17 protein-coding genes and 1 pseudogene are annotated in these 17,712 nt (G+C 71.1%); 14 read left to right on the top strand and 4 right to left on the bottom strand.

The features are described 5' to 3' along the window. The first annotated feature begins 76 nt into the window (after positions 1-76). Entirely contained in the window at positions 77-1,834 is a 1,758-nt protein-coding gene (locus tag ACFWTE_RS27145) for an ABC transporter ATP-binding protein (RefSeq protein ID WP_378782753.1), read from the top strand. 95 nt (positions 1,835-1,929) lie between these two features. Next, on the top strand, positions 1,930-3,669 hold the full coding sequence (locus ACFWTE_RS27140; RefSeq protein WP_378782754.1) for an ATP-binding cassette domain-containing protein: 1,740 nt from the start codon (positions 1,930-1,932) through the stop codon (positions 3,667-3,669). A 233-nt stretch (positions 3,670-3,902) separates the two neighbouring features. On the opposite strand, the gene ACFWTE_RS27135 is transcribed toward ACFWTE_RS27140, so the two are convergent. Further along, positions 3,903-4,193 (bottom strand): hypothetical protein, encoded by a 291-nt coding sequence (locus tag ACFWTE_RS27135; protein ID WP_378782752.1) that lies wholly within the window; start codon positions 4,191-4,193, stop codon positions 3,903-3,905. Between the two features lie 260 nt (positions 4,194-4,453). On the opposite strand from ACFWTE_RS27135, the gene ACFWTE_RS27130 reads away from it, so the two are divergent. Next, positions 4,454-5,449, top strand: coding sequence for a LuxR C-terminal-related transcriptional regulator (locus ACFWTE_RS27130; RefSeq protein ID WP_378782751.1), 996 nt, complete (start codon positions 4,454-4,456; stop codon positions 5,447-5,449). Positions 5,450-5,474: 25 nt separating this feature from the next. Here ACFWTE_RS27130 and ACFWTE_RS27125 read toward each other — a convergent pair whose 3' ends face one another. Further along, positions 5,475-6,296: a BTAD domain-containing putative transcriptional regulator gene (locus tag ACFWTE_RS27125; protein WP_378782750.1), complete on the bottom strand. Its 822-nt coding sequence runs from the start codon at positions 6,294-6,296 to the stop codon at positions 5,475-5,477. 91 nt (positions 6,297-6,387) lie between these two features. Further along, positions 6,388-6,537, bottom strand: coding sequence for a hypothetical protein (locus ACFWTE_RS27120; RefSeq protein WP_378782749.1), 150 nt, complete (start codon positions 6,535-6,537; stop codon positions 6,388-6,390). A 790-nt stretch (positions 6,538-7,327) separates the two neighbouring features. Between ACFWTE_RS27120 and ACFWTE_RS27115 the strand changes: the two genes are divergently transcribed. The 9 genes from ACFWTE_RS27115 to ACFWTE_RS27075 are packed head-to-tail and all read left to right on the top strand — an operon-like array spanning position 7,328 to position 14,960. Continuing rightward, on the top strand, positions 7,328-8,608 hold the full coding sequence (locus tag ACFWTE_RS27115) for an AMP-binding protein (protein WP_378782748.1): 1,281 nt from the start codon (positions 7,328-7,330) through the stop codon (positions 8,606-8,608). Then, positions 8,605-8,865: a phosphopantetheine-binding protein gene (locus ACFWTE_RS27110; protein ID WP_378782747.1), complete on the top strand. Its 261-nt coding sequence runs from the start codon at positions 8,605-8,607 to the stop codon at positions 8,863-8,865. Before ACFWTE_RS27115 ends, ACFWTE_RS27110 begins: the two co-directional genes overlap by 4 nt. Before the next feature lie 57 nt (positions 8,866-8,922). Then, on the top strand, positions 8,923-9,300 hold the full coding sequence (locus tag ACFWTE_RS27105) for an ectoine synthase (RefSeq protein ID WP_378782746.1): 378 nt from the start codon (positions 8,923-8,925) through the stop codon (positions 9,298-9,300). 15 nt (positions 9,301-9,315) lie between these two features. After that, positions 9,316-10,479: an acyl-CoA dehydrogenase family protein gene (locus ACFWTE_RS27100; protein ID WP_378782745.1), complete on the top strand. Its 1,164-nt coding sequence runs from the start codon at positions 9,316-9,318 to the stop codon at positions 10,477-10,479. 13 nt (positions 10,480-10,492) lie between these two features. Next, a complete protein-coding gene (locus tag ACFWTE_RS27095) occupies positions 10,493-11,173 on the top strand; it encodes a transglutaminase family protein (RefSeq protein WP_378782744.1) in 681 nt (226 codons plus the stop codon). Positions 11,174-11,184: 11 nt separating this feature from the next. Next, complete coding sequence (locus ACFWTE_RS27090) at positions 11,185-12,141, top strand: pseudouridine-5'-phosphate glycosidase (protein WP_378782743.1); 957 nt, start codon at positions 11,185-11,187, stop codon at positions 12,139-12,141. Further along, positions 12,138-12,818, top strand: a complete 681-nt coding sequence (locus ACFWTE_RS27085) for an HAD family hydrolase (RefSeq protein WP_378782742.1) — start codon at positions 12,138-12,140, stop codon at positions 12,816-12,818. The genes ACFWTE_RS27090 and ACFWTE_RS27085 overlap by 4 nt, the downstream gene beginning before the upstream one ends. Positions 12,819-12,822: 4 nt before the next feature. Beyond that, positions 12,823-14,220: an MFS transporter gene (locus ACFWTE_RS27080; protein WP_378782741.1), complete on the top strand. Its 1,398-nt coding sequence runs from the start codon at positions 12,823-12,825 to the stop codon at positions 14,218-14,220. Continuing rightward, positions 14,217-14,960 carry a hypothetical protein gene (locus ACFWTE_RS27075; RefSeq protein ID WP_378782740.1) on the top strand — a complete coding sequence of 248 codons (744 nt, stop codon included), beginning with the start codon at positions 14,217-14,219 and terminating at the stop codon, positions 14,958-14,960. The genes ACFWTE_RS27080 and ACFWTE_RS27075 overlap by 4 nt, the downstream gene beginning before the upstream one ends. 122 nt (positions 14,961-15,082) lie before the next feature. On the opposite strand, the gene ACFWTE_RS27070 is transcribed toward ACFWTE_RS27075, so the two are convergent. After that, positions 15,083-15,448 (bottom strand): hypothetical protein, encoded by a 366-nt coding sequence (locus ACFWTE_RS27070; RefSeq protein ID WP_378782739.1) that lies wholly within the window; start codon positions 15,446-15,448, stop codon positions 15,083-15,085. Between the two features lie 479 nt (positions 15,449-15,927). Between ACFWTE_RS27070 and ACFWTE_RS27065 the strand changes: the two are divergent. Further along, positions 15,928-16,254: pseudogene (locus tag ACFWTE_RS27065) on the top strand (transposase family protein); the annotation flags it as partial. A gap of 139 nt (positions 16,255-16,393) precedes the next feature. Then, positions 16,394-17,185, top strand: a complete 792-nt coding sequence (locus ACFWTE_RS27060) for an alpha/beta hydrolase family protein (RefSeq protein ID WP_378782738.1) — start codon at positions 16,394-16,396, stop codon at positions 17,183-17,185. Positions 17,186-17,712: the final 527 nt, after the last annotated feature.

The raw sequence follows: 17,712 nt of genomic DNA, 5'->3' as shown, positions 1-17,712 counted from the left end.
CGCACCCCCCCCGGGGCGCGGCGGCCCCCGCGGCCCCCCCCGGGCTCTGCCACGAGCCATGCAGGAAGGCGACAGGATGGTGCCCACCCGCCCGCGTGACGGCATGACCGACACCAGCGTCACACGGTCCGCGGACGCCCTGCTCGCCCGCGTCACCCGGGCGAGCGCCGGACGCACCGCAGGAATCCTGCTGTGCGCCGCCGCGGCGGCGGCCGCCTCGCTCGCCCTGCCCGCCGTGCTCGGCCTCACCCTCGACCTGCTCCTGCAAGGCCACCCGGACGCCGGACGCGCACTGGCGGCGACCGTGGCCCTGACAGCTGCCGAGGTCGCGCTGGGCGCGGCCGTCGCCCTGTTGGCGGGAACGGTCGGCGCGCGTTCCACCGCCTGGTTGCGGCTGCGGGCGGTGCGGCGGCTGCTGGCCGCCGCGCCCCGGGACGCGAGCCGGTTCTCCCCCGGCGACGTGGCGACCCGTCTCTCGGTGAACGCCACCGAGGCCGGCGCGGCCCCTGCCGGCGCGGCCCAGATCGCCGCGTCGGTCCTCGCCCCCGCCGGAGCCCTGGTCGCGCTGTTCGTGATCGACCCCTGGGCCGGACTGGCCTTCGTCCTGGGGCTCCCTGCCCTGGTCCTGCTGCTGCGGTCCTTCGCCCACCACTCCTCCGACAGCATCTCCCGGTACCAGCGGGTGCAGTCCCTGCTCGCGACGCGGCTGACGGACGCTCTGGGCGGCGCACGCGCCATCGCCGCCGCCGGGACGGTGGACGAGGAACGCGCTCGTGTCCTGCTACCCCTGGGCGAGCTCGGCGCGGAGGGTCGGCGCATGTGGTCGGTGCACGGCTCCGCGATGGCGCGCAGCGGAGTACTCATGCCCCTGCTCACCACCGCCGTGCTCGCGGTCGGCGGGTTCGGCCTGGCGGACGGGAGGATCAGCGTCGGCGACCTGCTGGCGCTGTCCCGGTACGCCGCGCTGGCCGGGGGGCTGGGGTCGGTGGCCGGCCCGCTCCAAGCGCTGGTCCGCGGTCGGACGGCGGCCCGCCGCGTGGACGCGCTCCTCGGCGTCCCCCCGCTGACCCACGGACGGGCGAAACTCCCTCCCGACGGCCCCGGAACCCTGGAGCTGCGCGGCGTCGGGGTGGCGCTCGACGGCGTGTGGGTGCTGCGCGGTGTCGACCTGCGCGTACCCGGCGGCCTCACGGTGGCCGTCGTGGGGCGTTCGGGCTCCGGCAAGTCGACGCTGGGGGCGGTCGCCGGACGGCTCACCGCCCCCGACGAGGGAGAGGTCCTCCTGGACGGTGTGCCCCTCGGTGCCGTGGCGGCCGACGTGCTGCGCCGGGAGGTCGGGTTCGCGTTCGAGCGACCGTCGCTCCAGGGCGACACCGTCGGGGACGCGATCGCGTCGGGGGCCGAGACCGCTCCGGTCGAACGCGTACGGTCGGCCGCACGGGCGGCCGGGGCCGACGACTTCGTCCGGGCGCTTCCCCGCGGGTACGCCACACCGCTGGACGAGGCGCCGCTCTCCGGTGGGGAGCTGCAACGGCTGGGGCTGGCCCGGGCGTTCGCCCACGCCGGAAGGCTGATGATCCTGGACGACGCCACCTCCAGTCTCGACACGGCGACCGAACGGCTGGTGGACCGGGCGCTGGCGTGTGAGGTCCGTCCCGGCACCCGCGTCGTCATCGCGCACCGTCTCTCCACCGCGGCGCGCGCGGACCTGGTGGTGTGGCTGGAGGGCGGCCGTGTCCGTGCCGTGCGCACACACGCCGAACTGTGGCGGGACCCCGACTACCGCGCGGCCTTCGGCCACGGCGACGCCCCCGGCGACCGGGGGAGCCGGTGAGGCCCGCAACGGTGGTGGAGGAGGCCGGGGCGGTCGGGTCGGGCACCCGGCGCCCGCCGCCGACCGGCCGCCGCCGGGGCACGCTGCGCGGACTGATGCCGCACGCCCGGCCTTTCCTGTGGCGTCACAGGCGGGTACTGCTGCGCCTGGGCGCCTGGTCGCTGTTGGAGTCCGTGCAGACCTTCCTCGTCGGGATCTGCCTGGCGCGCGCCCTGGACCAGGGGTTCCTGGCGGGGCAGCCCACGGTGGGCCTCGCGTGGCTGGCCGTCGCCGCGGGCTCGATCCTCCTGGCCGGACCCGTACTGCGCGGTGTGTTCGGCCAGCTCTCCGGGCTGGTGGAACCGTTGCGGGACGGGCTGGTGCGGCGCGCGGTCGGACAGGCACTGCGCAGGGCCGTGGCCGACCCCGCACGGGCGGCGGGGGCAGAGCGAGCCGCGGTCTCGCGGCTCACCCAGCAGACGGAGATCGCCCGGGACAGCTTCGCCGGGCTGGTCCTGACGGTGCGGTCCTTCCTGTTCACCGCGGTGGGGGCACTCGTGGGGATGCTCACCCTCGCCCCCCAGCTGCTGCTGGTCGTGGTACCGCCCGTACTGCTCGGGCTGGTGCTCTTCCTCCTGACACTCGCTCCCATGGCCGCGGCGCAACGCCGGTTCCTGGACGCCGACGAGGCGTTCACCAACCGTGCGGGAGGCCTGCGGGGCCAACTGCGCGACCTGGTGGCCTGCGGGGCCACTGGCGCGGCGGTGGAGGGCGCCGAGGTCCTGGTCGAGGAGGCCGCCGCGTCGACGCGGTCCCTGGCCCGGTGGACGGCGGTGAGGACGCTCGCGCTCGGCGTGGCGGGGCAGCTTCCCGTCCTCCTGCTGCTCGCCGCCACACCGTGGCTCCGCGACCAGGGGGTCACCACGGGAGCGCTCATGGGTGCCCTGGCCTACCTCGTGCAGTCGCTGCTGCCGGTGCTCCGGGCGATGATGACCGCCGTGGGAGCCGCGGGCAGCCGCCTCGTGGTGGTCCTCGACCGGTTCGTGTCCGCGGAGGCGGACGGCGTCGACGGAGAAGGTCCCCGGTCCGCGGGGGCCGGTGACCACGGGACGGGCGCCCTCCCCCCTCCGGGACCGGCGCCGGCGGTGTGGTGCCACGGGCTACGGGTGTCCTACGGGGCGGGGACGCGCCCCCTGGTGGAGGACTTCGACCTCTCGGTCGGGGCCGGGGAGCGCATCGCGATCGTCGGCCCCAGCGGGATCGGCAAGTCCACTCTGGCGCACGTGCTGTCCGGGCTGCACACCCCGGACGAGGGCACCGTGCGGTTGGCGGGACGACCGGTGGCCGGGCGCCCTCCCCGGGAGCTGTCCCGGATGCGGGTACTCCTCCCCCAACAGGGCTACGTCTTCGCCGGCTCGGTCCGGGAGAACCTCGCCCAGTTGGAACCGGGCGCCGGGGACGACCGCATCGCCTGGGCGGTGGCGGCGCTGCGTCTTGGGCCGCTGGTGGACCGCCTCGGTGGCCTGGGTGCCGAGGTGGACCCCGGCACGCTCTCCGCGGGGGAGCGGCAGGCGCTCTGCCTGGGCCGGGCCTACGTGTCCCCGGCGCCCCTGCTCATCCTGGACGAGTCGACCTGCCACCTGGACCCGGCTGCCGAAGCGCACGCGGAGGACGCGCTGGCCGACCGGCCGGGCACGACGCTGGTCGTCATCGCGCACCGGCTGTCGTCGGCGCTGCGGGCCGACCGGATCCTTGTCCTGGACGGGGCGGGCACGGCGTTCGGCACGCACGGGTCCCTGCTGCGCGACTCCCCGCTCTACCGGGACCTGGCGGGGCACTGGAACGCGTCCCGCTGAGCGGCCCCGACGGACGTCCTGCCCTCGGGCACAGACACCTCCCCAGCGGTTCTCACACCTTTTCCGGAACGCTGTCACCGTCCATGTCGCCCGTTGGATCGGATGTGGTCCGGCCGCCCCGTCCCCAAGGGGTGAAGCGTCTGCCCGTGGGGCTTGTGAATAAGCCTCCTGGGCGGGCCTGAACCGCAACCGGAGTATCGCAGATGCCGCATCGTGTTCCCGAAGGGAATGGGTCAGGGGGGGCCGGGGTCGACGAAGCGAACGGGGCCGGCCTCCAGTACGGTCCACTCCCCCAGCGCGGGGACGCCGCACACGACGTCTCCCCACAGCCGCAGGACGGTCCTCGTCGCGCGGTCCCCGATGTCCTCGTGGAGGAAGAAGACGAGTTCTGCCTGGTCGGCGCGCATTTCGACATAGAAGTGCTCCAACATGTCACCGGGACCGGAGCGGGCGTACACCGCCGCCTGGATCTTCCGGCGGGGAAAAGGATCGCGGACGGCCAACCGCAGGCACACGATTCTCATGTTATTCGCCACCTGTTCGTTGGGGCACTGTCACCCCACAGGGAAGATGTAAGGGGGCGACTTTCGTTCTGAACCGATCAGGAAGAACTCTTGCGAGCACGTCCCGTGAACTTTATGATTGCCACGGAAATTCCGTGAAGATCGCGTCTCCGCGCCGATACGTCGGCAGGCTCTTCGTGCCGTGTGGCTCAGGAGCTCGGCGGGGAGGAAACGGCTGGAGGAAGGTCGTGTTCGGAGCGATCGGAATCGATCAGGACGCGGTGAGTGTCTATCGCGCGATGTTCGCCGAGCCCCGCGCCGGGGTGAGCGACCTCGGGCGCCTCCTGGACTGGCCGGTGGAACGCGTACGGTCGGCGCTCGACGAACTGGCCCGGCTGTCCCTGATCCGGCGTTCGTGGGAACAGCCCGAAAAACTGATCCTGGTACGGCCCGAGTTCGGTCTGCAGTCGCTGTTGGGCCAGCAGGAGGCCGACCTGCTGGAACGGCAGCAGCAGCTGGCCACCGCCCGCTCGGCCATCACCCAGTTGATCTCCGAGTTCGAGGAGAGCCACCGCATCCGCGCGGCCACGGACATCGAGCAGCTCCACGGAATCGACGCGATCCGGCTGCGGATCGAGGAGTTCGTGCACGAATGCCGCCACTCCTTCTGGACGTTCGCCGACGGGGGCGCGCAGACACAGGACAACCTGGAGGCGAGTCTTCCCCTGGACCGGATGCTGCTCGAACGAGGGGTCGAGCTGCGGGACATCTACCTCGACAGCGTGATGAACGACCCCAAGACGGTCCGGCACATCTCCCAACTGGTCGAGCTCGGCGCCCAGATCCGCACGGTACCCACCCTGCCCACCAGGATGATCCTCTTCGACCGCACCACCGCGCTGATCCCCACGGACCCCGACGACTCCTCCGCGAGTGCCCTGGTCCTGCGCGGCGCCGGTGCCGTCACGGCCCTGCTGGCCCTGTACGAGTACGTGTGGGACGAGGCCAGCCCCCTGGGATCCAACGCTCCGCGCGGCCGGCACGGCCTGAGCACACAGGAACAGGCGGTGGTGAACCTGCTGGCGGAGGGCAACACCGACGAGACCATCGCCCGCAAGCTCGGGGTGTCGGTGCGCACGGCGCGCCGGATCACCGCGGACCTCAGCCGACGGCTGGGCGCCCGGAGCCGGTTCCAGGCCGGTGTCCTCGCGACCGCGCTGGGCTGGATCGACACCTCCTCCCTCGACGGGGCCGCGGAAGGGGCGGACGTGAGCTGAACCCCGGCCCGCTCGGCGGCGGGGTTCATTCGGCCGCCACGGAGACGGGCGCGTCCCGTCGGACGTGCGGCCGCCGCCGGCGGGTGAGGGACACCGGACTCGCACCGAGCACCTCCTGGTGCAGACTCTGCAGTTCGCGCGAGGGTTCCAGACCGAGCTCCTCGGTGAGGGCCAGCCTCAGCCACCGATAGGTCGCCAGCGCCTCATCACGGCGCCCGGCCCGGCTCAACGCGCGGATGAGCTGGCAGTGGAACCACTCGTTCAGCGGATACTCCATCACCAGGGACCGCAGTTCGCCGATCGACTCCCGGTCGCGGCCCAGCAGGGCGTCGGCCCGGATACGCAGTTCCTGTGCGTGCAGCCTCTGTTCCTCCAACCGGACCGCGTGGGAACCGATCAGCGGTCCGCGGGGGACGTGGGCCAGGCACGGGCCGGACCACAGGTCCAGTGCCTCGCCCAGGCGCTTCGAAGCCGCGTCGGGCCGGCCCTCCTCCAGGAGGTGGCGCCCCTCACCGAGCAGCCGCTGGAACACCAGCGCGTCCAACTGTTCGGGGTCGATCCGCAACAGGTATCCGGAGGACCGGGTGACCAGGATTTCGGGTTCGTCCGTGGACAGCTCCGCCCGCTCGATGACCTTGCGGAGCTGGTAGATGTAGGTCTGCAGGGTCGTCACCGCGCTCTTGGGCGGGTGGTCCCGCCACAGTTCCCTGATCAGGACGCTCCTGGGCAACGGATGGTTCGCGCGTAGGAGCAGCAGCGCCAGAACCTGGAGTACCTTCGGCGCCTTGGGCGTGCACGTCCGGTTCTCCCTCAGGATCTCCAGCGCACCGAGAATCGTGAAGTTCACCAAGTCAACTCTCCCTGTGGCCAACATGCCGGACGTGGGTTCCGGGCTCCCCGGCGATGGCTCCGCCTCGCCGTGGCCCCGTGCCCGGGGTTCACTGCCAGCCGGCGCCGCCCTCGCTGGCGGGGGGCGCCGGCTCGTCCATGGAATGCGCGGTGTCCTGGGCGAGGGCCGAACCGCCGCCTGCGAGCGTGACGACGGCCGCGATGCCGACTGCGCAGAAGAAATGCGTGATCTTGTTCATGGATTTCATTTCTCTTTCTGTGTGCCGAGGGTGTCCACGGCTCCGACGGTGATCTGTGTTCTTTGCGGGATCTGTTCCGCGGACGGGCGGGTCGAGAACTCCGTGTTCTCGATCCGCCGTCCTGATTTCCATGATCGACGCCCGGGAGGGGGATGTCAGCACGATCGGCTGGCATGCTCCTGCAATGACACCAAGCTGCCAGGGCGGCGCCCCCGACCGTGACCTCCGCCTGCCCAGGGGTGGTGCGGAGCTGGTGGTGGAAGATATCGCTCCTGTTCGCAGTGGGGCGTCAGGGCGAGGGCGGTGCCGGCCGGGCGTGCGGGGCGCACCGACACCTCCGTGGTCGCGAACCCGTCCGCCGAGGCCGGACGCGGGTTTCGCGCAGGACGCCTCACGGGTGCGGACCGGGCCCGTCGGCACCGCACTCGAGGATCACTCGATTCCTCGTCCACGCATGGTCGAAAAACGGTCCTGGGAAACGAGAGACCCCTTGTCCGGGGTTTACCGTTCTTCGTGCGCGGGAGCGGTCCGCGGGAACTTTTCCGAATGGTATTGCCAAGCCGTGGCAGCGTTGCCTATGTTCTGCTCTGGGCGGCCGAAGAATCTTCGGATCCGCCGCTCGACCCAGGCAGAACCCCGTACCCCGCAGCGGCCCGAAAAGGCCGTTGCATTCACAGCATGCATGTGTGGAATAACATTCCCTGGTCCCGTAACCGAGGAGCCGATAACCGTGGCTACTCCCGCTGTCTGGGCGTCAGTCCAAGACCACTCCCGCCATCGGCCACAAGCCGTGGCACTGAGGTTCGCCAACGAGAAAACGACCTATGAGGAACTGGTCGCGGCAGTGGAAGCGGCCGTGTCCGGCGCTCCCCCCGACGAGGTCCACGTCGTGCGGGCCGGCCGTGACGGACGGGCCGTGATCGACACCCTGGCCGCTCAGGCCTGCCGACGTCCCGCACTCCTGATCCCGCACGACGCGGGTGTCGACTACACCGCCCGGATCAGCCGGGACCTGCGCGCCTTCACCGATGACCCGGAGCGGTTGCCGAACGCGCACGGTCTGTGGACCACCACCTCCGGCTCGACGGGCAGGCCCAAGATCGTCGCCCACGACCCTGACGGCGTCGACCGCTTCGTCCGCTGGGCGCGCACCCGCTTCGCCCTGGGTACCGACACCGTCTCCCTCAGCCTCTCGCCGATCAACTTCGACATCGCCACCCTGGACGTGTGGGCGGTCCTGGCCGCCGGCGGGCAGGTCGTCTTCGCCCCGCAGGAGGACCTCACCAACGGTGCGGCCCTGGCCGCGGCGGCCCGAACGCACAATGTCAGCCTCCTCCAGGCCGTCCCGGTCGTTCTCACCCTCATCGCCCGTGCCCGAACCCCCGCACCACAGGTCCGCACGGTGGTCTCCACCGGTGACTTCTATCCCCTGGAGACCCTGCCCGACCTGGACGCGGCCTTCCCCCGCGCCGCGCTGTGGAGCGTCTACGGCAGCACCGAGACCAACGACAGCTTCGTCCTGGACCTGCGCGGGGCGACGGCCGGAGAGCTGGGCGACCCCGTCGACGGGGTCCACCACCGCATCGACGGGACCGGTGAACTGGTCGTCTCCACCCCCTTCCAGGCGCTGGGGTACGTCAACGCCCCGAACGACGCGTGGCGCACCGCCGAGGGACGGCGCGAGTTCCGTACGGGTGACCTGGTCACCACGGACACCGACGGCACGCTGCGCCTGAGCGGCCGGAGCGACCGCCAGGTCAAGGTGCGCGGTGTGCGCCTGTCCCTCGACGCGATCGAAACGGTTCTGCGCCACCAGAACGGGGTCGCCGACGCCGTGGTCACGGTACGGAGCAAGGGCTCCGGCGACAGGGAGCTCCTCGCAGCCGTACTCGTCGAGCCGGGGGCCGCCGTGACCAACCTCGCCCTGCGCTCGGCCGTCTCCTCGGCCCTGAACCCGACAGCGGTACCCAGCCGGACGTTCCTGACCACGGAACCCTTTCCGGTGACCGGCACGGGAAAGACCGACCGGAACAGTGCCATCCGACGACTCCTCGAAAGGCAGCCGGTATGACCACCGACATCCGTGACCGCATCCAGGAACGCATCGTGACCGCCCACGCCCCGGACCTGGCGGGGGAGAGCATCCCCAGCGACTACGACCTCCTCGCCAACGGTGTCGTCGACAGCCTCTCCCTCCTCGAACTCGTGGAGTGGATCCAGTCCTCCTTCGCCATCCCCGTCACCGACATCGAGATCTCCCCCGCGGATTTTCGCACCATCGACGCGATCGCGGATTTCATCGGATCCCATGCCGGGCAACAGGTCTGATCCGTCCCACAGGCCGTCCAGAAGACCAAGCCAGAAGACCAAGAAAGAGGAAATGACATGTTCAAGCGTTCCCGTGAGAAGACCGAGACCGTCGACTGGGGCAACGGAACCAGTGACCGGCTGCTGGTGGAGGACGACAACCTGGGGTTCACCGTCGCGCACACCGTGGTGCGGGCGGGGACCGTCTCCAGGCTCCAGTACGCGAACCACCTGGAGGCGTGCTACTGCATCGCGGGCAGCGGGTTGATCGAGAGCAAGGACGGCGGTGTGCGCATCGACCTCTCCCCGGGCGTCCTCTACGCCCTGGACAAGCACGACCCGCACCTGCTGATCGCCGGCGAGCACGAGGACCTGGAGCTCGTCAGCGTGTTCACCCCCGCGCTCCGCGGCGATGAGCGGCACAGCCTCGGATCACTCGAGTTCTCCTCCTACTGACCGGACGTGCACAGCATGGTGAGCACCACAGCGGCACCGCCGCAAGGCAAGGACACCGCGTCCGCCCGAATACGCGAGCGCATCGAACGGGTGGCACCCGCCATCAACCAGGGCCACCTCGACCGGGACCGCGGAGCGGTCTTCTCCCGGGACGCCTGGCGGGAGTTGGCGGGCACGGGCCTGTTCGGCGCGTGCCTGCCCGAGGAGGTCGGCGGACACGCCTGCTCCCTCACCGACCTCATGCACATGGTCGAGGACCTCGGTTACACCGTCCGCGACTCCGGGCTGAACTTCAGCGCGGCCACCCACCTCGCCAGTACCGGGTTCGCGCTCAGCGGTTTCGCAAGCCCCCGGCTCCGGCGCCACCACCTGCCGTCGGTCGCCGCCGGGACGGCCATCGGCTGCCACGCCATCACCGAACCCGAGACCGGGTCGGACGTGCTGGCCATGTCCGCCACCGGTCGCCTCGACGGTGACCACATCGAACTGAACGGCCTCAAGACCTACGTCACCAACGGTCCGGTCGCCGACCTGGCGGTCGTCTACGTCCGCACCTCCGACACCCCCGGCCCGCTCGGACTGAGCGCCGTGCTCGTCCCCAGGGGCACACCCGGCGCGGACTTCGGTCCGCCGCTGGACAAGACGACCCTGCGAACCTCCCCCTTCGGACGGTTGCGCATGACGGGATGCCGTGTCCCCAGAGCCAACATCATCGGTGGCGTGGGGACCGGCTTCCTGATCCTCGACCGCGTGATGACCTGGGAGATCCTGATCGCCTTCGTCATCAACGTGGGCGAGATGCGCCACCGCCTGGACCGGGTCGTGGAACGGGTCGGCGCCCGGCGCCAGTTCGGTCGGCCGCTCGCCGACTTCCAGGGGGTGCGCAACACCGTCGTGGAGATGCACATAGCGACCCAGAGCGCCCGACAGGCCCTCCACTTCGCGGGGGAGGCGGTCTCCGCCGGGCACAGGGCCACCGCGGAGACCGCGGTGGCGAAGATCCTCACGAGCGAGGCCAACATCCGTACCGCCCAGGCCGCGGTCGAACTGTTCGGCGGCGAGGGCGTGCTCACCGACACCGGAATGGAGATCGGGGTCCGCGACGCCCTCAGCGGCCCCATCTATTCCGGATCCAACGCCGTGCAGCGGCAGAAGATCGCCAAGGCCCTGGGCCTGTGACCGGAGGATCACCGTGACCGAGACCCACACACTGACGGAACCGACCTACTTCCTCGACCACCAGAGCCCCGAGGTGCGGGAGTTCGTCGACCGGGCGCTGCCGGACCGGGACGCCACGCCCCGTGAGATGGCCGTACGCCTGCACGACGCCGTACGCGACGGTATCCGCTACGAGGTCTACGACGCCGACCTCACGCGGGAGGGCGTCCGCGCCTCCAGCGTCCTCAGACGCGGACGGGGGTTCTGCGTCCACAAGTCCATCGTCTACGCGGCCGCCGCCCGCTCGGTGGGTATCCCCACGAGACTGGTCTACGGAGACGTGCGCAACCATCTGGCGTCCGAGCGCCTCCTCGACCTCATGGGCGACGACCTCTTCACCTTCCACGCCCTGGTCTCGGTGCGCATCGAGGGCACCTGGATCCGCGCGACCCCCGTCTTCAACACCCTGCTGTGCCGCCTCTACGGCATCCGGCCGCTGGAGTTCGACGGCCGCGAGGACAGCTACTACCACCCCTTCGACACCCGGGGCCGCCGCCACATGGAGTTCGTCCGGTGGCGCGGCGAGTACGACGACTTCCCCTACGACACCGTGGTCGGCGGTATCGCCGCCAACCATCCCAAACTCGTCGGCCCGGAACTGGTGACCGTCCAGGGGTCGCTGGCCGACGACGCCCGCCGTGAGCGTGGAGAGTGAGAGGAATGGACATGACCCTGACCGACCAGTCGACCGTCATCGTCTCGGACGAGGTCCGTGCCGCCATCGGAAACCGGGAACCGGTCGTCTCCATGGAGACCTCCGTGGTCGCCGGCGGGTCCTACCCGAACAACCTGGAGACCGCGCTGGCCGTGGACCGGTGCGCACGTGAGGAGGGGGCCGTCCCCGCCCGTGTCGCGGTGATCGACGGCGTTCTGCGCGTCGGGGTCTCGGACGCGGAGCTGGAACGCCTGGCCAAGGCCTCGGACGACAAGAAGATCAGTACCCGCGACCTGGCGGTCGCCCTGCACGGCGACCGCACCGGCGGCACCACCGTCTCCTCCAGCCTCATCGGCGCGGTCGCCGCGGGGATCAGGGTGTTCGCGGTCGCGGGGATCGGAGGTGTGCACCGGGGCGCCGAGGTCTCCTTCGACGTCTCCGCCGACCTCACCGAGTTCACGCGCTCGCCCGTGGCGGTCGTCTGCGCGGGGGCGAAGTCCCTGCTCGACCCCGCCCTGACGCTGGAGTACCTGGAAACCGTGGGTGTGCCCGTCATCGGGTACCGGTCCGACGACTTCCCCGGCTACTACACGCGCAGCACGGGACAGCCCGTCCCCCACCGGATCGACGACCTGGGAGACCTGGCCGCGGTCATGCACCGGCACTGGGGGACGGTCTCCGACTCCTCCGTGGTGGTCACCCACCCCATCGAGGAGGAGTGGAGCATCGACGCCGAGCTGCTCAACACGATGGTGGAGGAGGCCCTGGACGAGGCCCGTGCGGCCGGCGCGACGGGTCCCGCGCTCACTCCGTTCGTCCTGTCGGCCATCACCAGGGCGACCGACGGGCGCAGCTCCCGGGTCAACCGCGCGGTCCTGGAGTCCACGACCCGTCTGGCCGCCCGGCTCGCGGTCGCGGAGTCCGCCGCCCGCTCCGGCGGGCCCGCGCGTTCGCTGGTGCGGTCATGAGTCGCCCGCGCGGTGTGCTCCTGGACCTGGACGGCACGCTGGTGGACTCCCCCTCGGTGATCCTTGCCGCCTTCCACGACGCCTGCGCCCCCCACGGCGCGGTGCCGCTGCCGGCCGACGCCCGTGCCCTCATCGGCAAACCGCTCGACACGATCCTGCCCCGGCTCATCCCGCAGGGGGACGAGGCGGTGTGGGAGGAGGCCAAGGCGCTCTTCCGGGAGTCCTTCGCCCGCCGCAGCCGGGCCGCGGCCTCCTCCCTGGTGTTCCCGGGGATCAGGGACCTGTTGACGGACCTGGCCGCGGAGGGGATCAGGATCGCGGTGGTCACCAGCAAGATCACCCGGAGCGCCCACGAGCTGCTGGAGGCCACCGGGCTGGACCGCCATCCGGACCTGGTGGTCGGGCACGACCGGGCCCCCAGGGGCAAGCCCGCCCCGGACCCGGCCCTGCTGGCCGCGCAGTCCCTCGGGCTGGCGCCCGAGGACTGCGTGGTCGTGGGTGACTCCCCCGACGACGTCGCCATGGCGGTCGGCGCCGGCATGGCGGCGGTCGGGGTCGACTGGGGTGTCGCCGACGCCGACACCCTCCTCGCGGCGGGTGCCGTCTTCGTCGCCACCACCGTCAGCGAACTCGCCGGACACCTGCACGGTCCGGTCATGGAAACTGCCAGGAAGTGAACCAATGAACACAGTTCTCAGATCCGCGGGGAGTCCCCAGGCGATCGGCGCGCTCGCCGTCCTCTGCCTGGCGCAGTTCCTCATCGCGCTGGACTACTCGATCATCTACGTCGCCATGCCCAGTGTCGGGGCCGACCTCGGCCTCTCGTCCTCGGTGCTCCAATGGATCGTCAGCGCCTACGCCCTCCTGTTCGCCGGCCTTCTGCTGGTGGGAGGACGCGTCTGCGACCGTGTCGGCGCGAAGCGGGTCTTCCTCGTCTCGGTCGTCGTCTTCGGTGCGGCCAGCGCCCTGGGCGGATTCGCCCAGGAGGGCGTCGCGCTCCTGGTCAGCCGGGGTGTGCAGGGCCTGTCGGCCGCCTTCCTTCAGCCGGCGACCATCGGCCTCATCAGCGCGACCTTCGCGGCCGGCCCGGCCCGGTCCCGGGCCCTGGCGGTCTGGGGCGCGATCGGGGCCTCCGGTCTCGCCGTCGGCGCCATCCTGGGCGGGGTCCTCACCGAGATCTCATGGCGCTGGACGTTCCTCATCAACATCCCCCTGACCCTGCTGGCCGCCCTGGGCGGTCTGCTGTGGCTGGCCGCGGCCTCCCAGAAGGAGAGGGGTGCGCGTGTGCCCCTGTCCGCGGCGATGATGGGAACCGGCGCGCTCCTGGCACTGGTCATCAGCCTGACCCTGGTGGCGGACCCGGAGTCCTCTGGCCTGTACGCCGGGGGCGCGTGCCTGGTGGCGGTGGTCCTGGGGCTGGCCTTCCTCGCCAACGAGCTGAAGTCCGACAACGTGATGGTGGACCGTTCGCTGCGCCGTACCCGGTCCCTCGGAGCCGGCGTGGTGGCCACCTATCTGTACATGGCCAGTGTGGGGTCGGAGTTCTACCTGGTCACGCTGCTGCTCCAGGAACTGGAGGGCTTCACACCGCTGCAGGCGGGGCTGGGCTTCCTGCCGCTGGCCGTCATGGTGACCCTGGGAAACATGGCCGCGGGCCGCGCGGTGGAGCGCGTCGGCGCGGGAACGACCATGACGGCGGGCTTCCTGATCAGCTTCGTGGGCTTGGCCCTGCTCGCCGCCATGCTGGGATCGGGCACGTACGCCACCCACCTGGTGCCCGGCCTGCTGCTGAGCGGGTTCGGCCACGGAGTCATCTACACCTCCATGTTCGTCATCGGGACCCGGGACGTGCCCGACAGGCACCAGGGCACCGCCGGAGCCCTCATGACCACGTCCCAGTACCTGTCGGCGGCGGTCACGGTGGCTCTGCTGACGATCATCCTGGGCGCTGATCCGACGGGCGCGGAGTTCCGGTGGGCGTTCGGCCTCACCGCCGCCTTCGCCGCCGCGGGCATGCTCATCTCCCCGCTGGTCCTGCGCCGTCCGGAAAGGGAACAAGTCGTGGAGGCGCACCGATGAGAACGAGACTCGGCATTCTCGTCATCCACAACGACCCTGTCCCCGAGGCGGAGATCTGGCGTTCGGCCGGGCCCGACACGAGTGTGCACACCGCGCGGTTCTGGACGCCGCGCCCCTTCGGAACCGAGTTCACCGGCCTGGACCTGGAGGAACTCCTCTCCGGAACCGGACTGGACACCGCCGTGCGCCACCTCGGCGACCTGGGCGTGCACGCGCTGGGTTACTGCTTCACCAGCAGCAGCGTGTTCGGGGGGACGGCGTTCGACGCCGCCTTCAGCGAACACGTCGAGGGGCTGGCCGGCGGGGTTCCCACCGTCACCGCGGGCCAGGCCATCCGGGAGGAACTGGCCGCGGGCGGGGACGACGGGATCGCCGTGGTGGCCCCGCCGTGGTTCAGTGACGGCACGGTGGAGGCCATCCGCGCCTACCTGCCGGTGCGGGTGCGACAGGTCATCCGTTTCGACCTGCCACCGGAGTGGGACGGCATCGAACGCCCCGACCTCTTCGACCGGGGGGCGCGCTTCGCCGTGGACCAGGTCGAGCTGGAGCGCCAGGTCCTGCGGCAGCTGGAACCGGGGATCGGGACCGTGCTCGTTCCCGGCGGCGGTTTCGCCAGCCTCACCGCCGCGGAACGGCTGCGCCGGTCGCGGGGGCTGAGGGTCATCACCTCGAACTCGGCCCTGCTGCGGGCCATAGAGAGGCGTGCGGCCCACCCCGTGCAGTCGGCCCCGGTGCCCTGACACGGCCGTCGGGTCACCAGGGTCATCAGGATCACGCCGGACAGGGGCGGGTCGTGCGGGGGGCGGCGTACCGGCGCCGCCCCCCGCACGGCCGCGGTGCGCCTCCGTGCGCGCAGCCGCCCCTACTGTCGGACACCGGTTCGCGCGGCCTGCTCGACCCGGGCGATCAGGCGGCTGTTGTGGAGGGCGTGCCCAAGCCCCGGGGTGTGGTGGGTCCCGTCCTCGATGTCGCGTGCGAGGCCGGCGCACACCTCGCCCATGTCGACCGACGAGGTCCTGACGATGGCGTCGAGGTGGTCGGGGACCTCCCGGACGGTGGTCCCGCCGGTGTCGGGCAGCCGCACCTGCGGCCAGAGGAGTTCCGTGCGCGCGTCGATCCCGGTGATGTCACCGAGCACCGCCTCGACCACGTCCAGGACGTGGCTCGCCGCGACCGGCAGGAACCCCGCTCCCGCCACCTCCTCGTCGAGGTACTCGTAGGCGCTCACCGGCTCCGGCCCGTTGCCGAAGGTCGTGGCGGTGACGCGCGGCGATCGAGGTTCGGGAGTGGCTGAAGGACTCCGAGACCGGACACGGCCGGAGCGAGTCCCGCTCGATCAAGACCCTGGCCGTCACCGACAGCCTCGGCGGCATCGCCTCCTCCACGCCCAGCTCGCGATCCGCATCCACCGCCGCCGCCAACAGAGAGGACAAGCAGACCCGCGAGACCGTGGACGCCCTGACCAGCCTGGACGCCCACCAGGCATCACTCACTGACCTGGCCGCTTACCTGCGCGGGCACTAAGCCGATCGAGAACTCCAGCCATCACATCCGCGACGTCACGTTCGCCGAGGACGCCTCCACCGTCCACACCGGGAAAGTCGGCCCGGTGAGGCATCAGCGCTGATCACAGACCTGTAGCGATCCTCGCGAACCACCCACCAACGAGCAACGGAGCCCGCTAGAAGATCAGGGACTCTCACATCTCTGACTTCCAAGGGACTCCGTTGCGCCCCCGGTCTGCCATGCCCGTCTCCTGCCCCTGCCGACCTCGTCTGCAAACTCGCCGCCCTGGACGACCCCCGCTCGCCACGGGGACGCCGCCACAACCTGGTCGGCGTCCTGCTGTGCGCGCTGGCCGCGATGGTCGCCGGAGCCCGCTGCCTGCGGGCCATCGGCCAGTGGGCCGATGCCGCACCCCAGCACACCCTGGTCCGGCTGGGCTGCCGAAACACCTGCCCCGCCCTCGGAGCGCGTACCGCCCCCTCCCCGGCGACCATCCGCCGTGTCCTGCTCGCCCTGGCCCCGGATGCCCTAGCCGCGATGACCGGGCCCGCGACCCTCGAGGGTCGCGGTTCGGGCCCGGAGGTCTGCCCGCAGCAGAAAGGACATCCCCGCCCGGTAAACCCCCCTACGGTGGAGGACCCAGCCCTTGAAAGCCACAGGAGTGTGCATGGATGCGATCACCGGTACAGCCGCAGGCGTGCCGTTCACGGCCCTCCCGCCGTCCGGGGGAGATATCGACCGTGCGCCGTTGATCGTGACCTGGCACATGCTGGACGCACCGCGCACGGATGCGGCCTTCGCGGCGGCGCTGCCCATGGCCGGCGTTCCCGCTTGGCGGGTACACCTGGGAATGCCGCTGTGCGGCTCGCGTATGGTCGACGGCAGCCTGGACAGACACGTCGAACTCGCTCGCGAGGACATACTCCTGGCGTACCTCGGTCCGATCATCGACCAGGCGGCTGAGGAGTTCCCGGCCGCGTTGGCCGAGCTGCGCCGCCGGCTCCCGATCGATGATCAACCGATCGGCATCCTCGGTGCGTCACTTGGCGGGGCGGTGGCTCTGCGAGTGCTCACAGCGCCGCCGAGTCCGATCGGGACGGTCGCGCTCGTCAATCCAGCTGTGCGGGTAAGCGCGGGCGTCGAACTTCTCGCGGCCGGGCTGGGCCAACCCTACAGTTGGGCCGCTGAATCCCGCAGGGTTGCCGACGAACTGGACTTCGTCGGCCGCGCCGAAAGTCTTACGGGGGAGCCACCGCTGCTGCTGGTCAGTGGCGAGCACGACCACCCGGCGCTGCGTGAGGACGCGGTTTCCCTGGTCAAGGTGCTTCGCGAGCGATACGCGCATCCTGACGGCATCGAACTGGCGACCGTGCCGGGCCTGGCCCACCCGCTGGCCGATGAGCCCGGCCTGGAACCGGCCCCCAGTCGCCCGCCGCGGTGGCGGTCGACGAGATCCTGACTCAGTGGTTCCTCCGGCGGCTCGCGACGCAGTGAGCAGTGTTCGGTGGGCTTTCCAGGGGCTGGCGGCGGTCGCTCCGAGGCACATCGATGCTTCGCAGGGTGCGCGGGCGGGCACTTGATCCTGTAGGGAGAATTGTCACCGATGCGCGCCGGTGCCGCGCTGGTCCACGGTGCGCCAGTCGTAGAATCCGGACTCCGAGACGCCCAGGACCCGGACGGCGACCTGGATCGGGCAGCCCTCGGTTGCCATCACCGCGATCACCTCGAACCGTCTTTTGGGGGCACCACCTTCCCCAGCAGCTCGCTGGCGCGGCGGTGGATCGCCAGTTCAGCCTCCAGCTCGGCGATGCGCTTGTTCGCCGCTGCCAGCTCGGTCTTCTCGGTGCTGGTCAGGCTTGGAGCCAGACCTCGGATGGACCAGGGCGGAACCGCGGCGCTGCGCCGCCGCCCGCCCACGGGGCGTCCCCGCAAGCTCACCGATGAGCAGGTGGAACAGATCCGCGGGGCCTTGGAGGAGGGCGCCCT

It is taken from the genome of Nocardiopsis sp. NPDC058631 (assembly GCF_042716955.1).
Taxonomy (GTDB): domain Bacteria; phylum Actinomycetota; class Actinomycetes; order Streptosporangiales; family Streptosporangiaceae; genus Nocardiopsis.
This window is presented reverse-complemented; position numbering and strand designations above follow the sequence as displayed.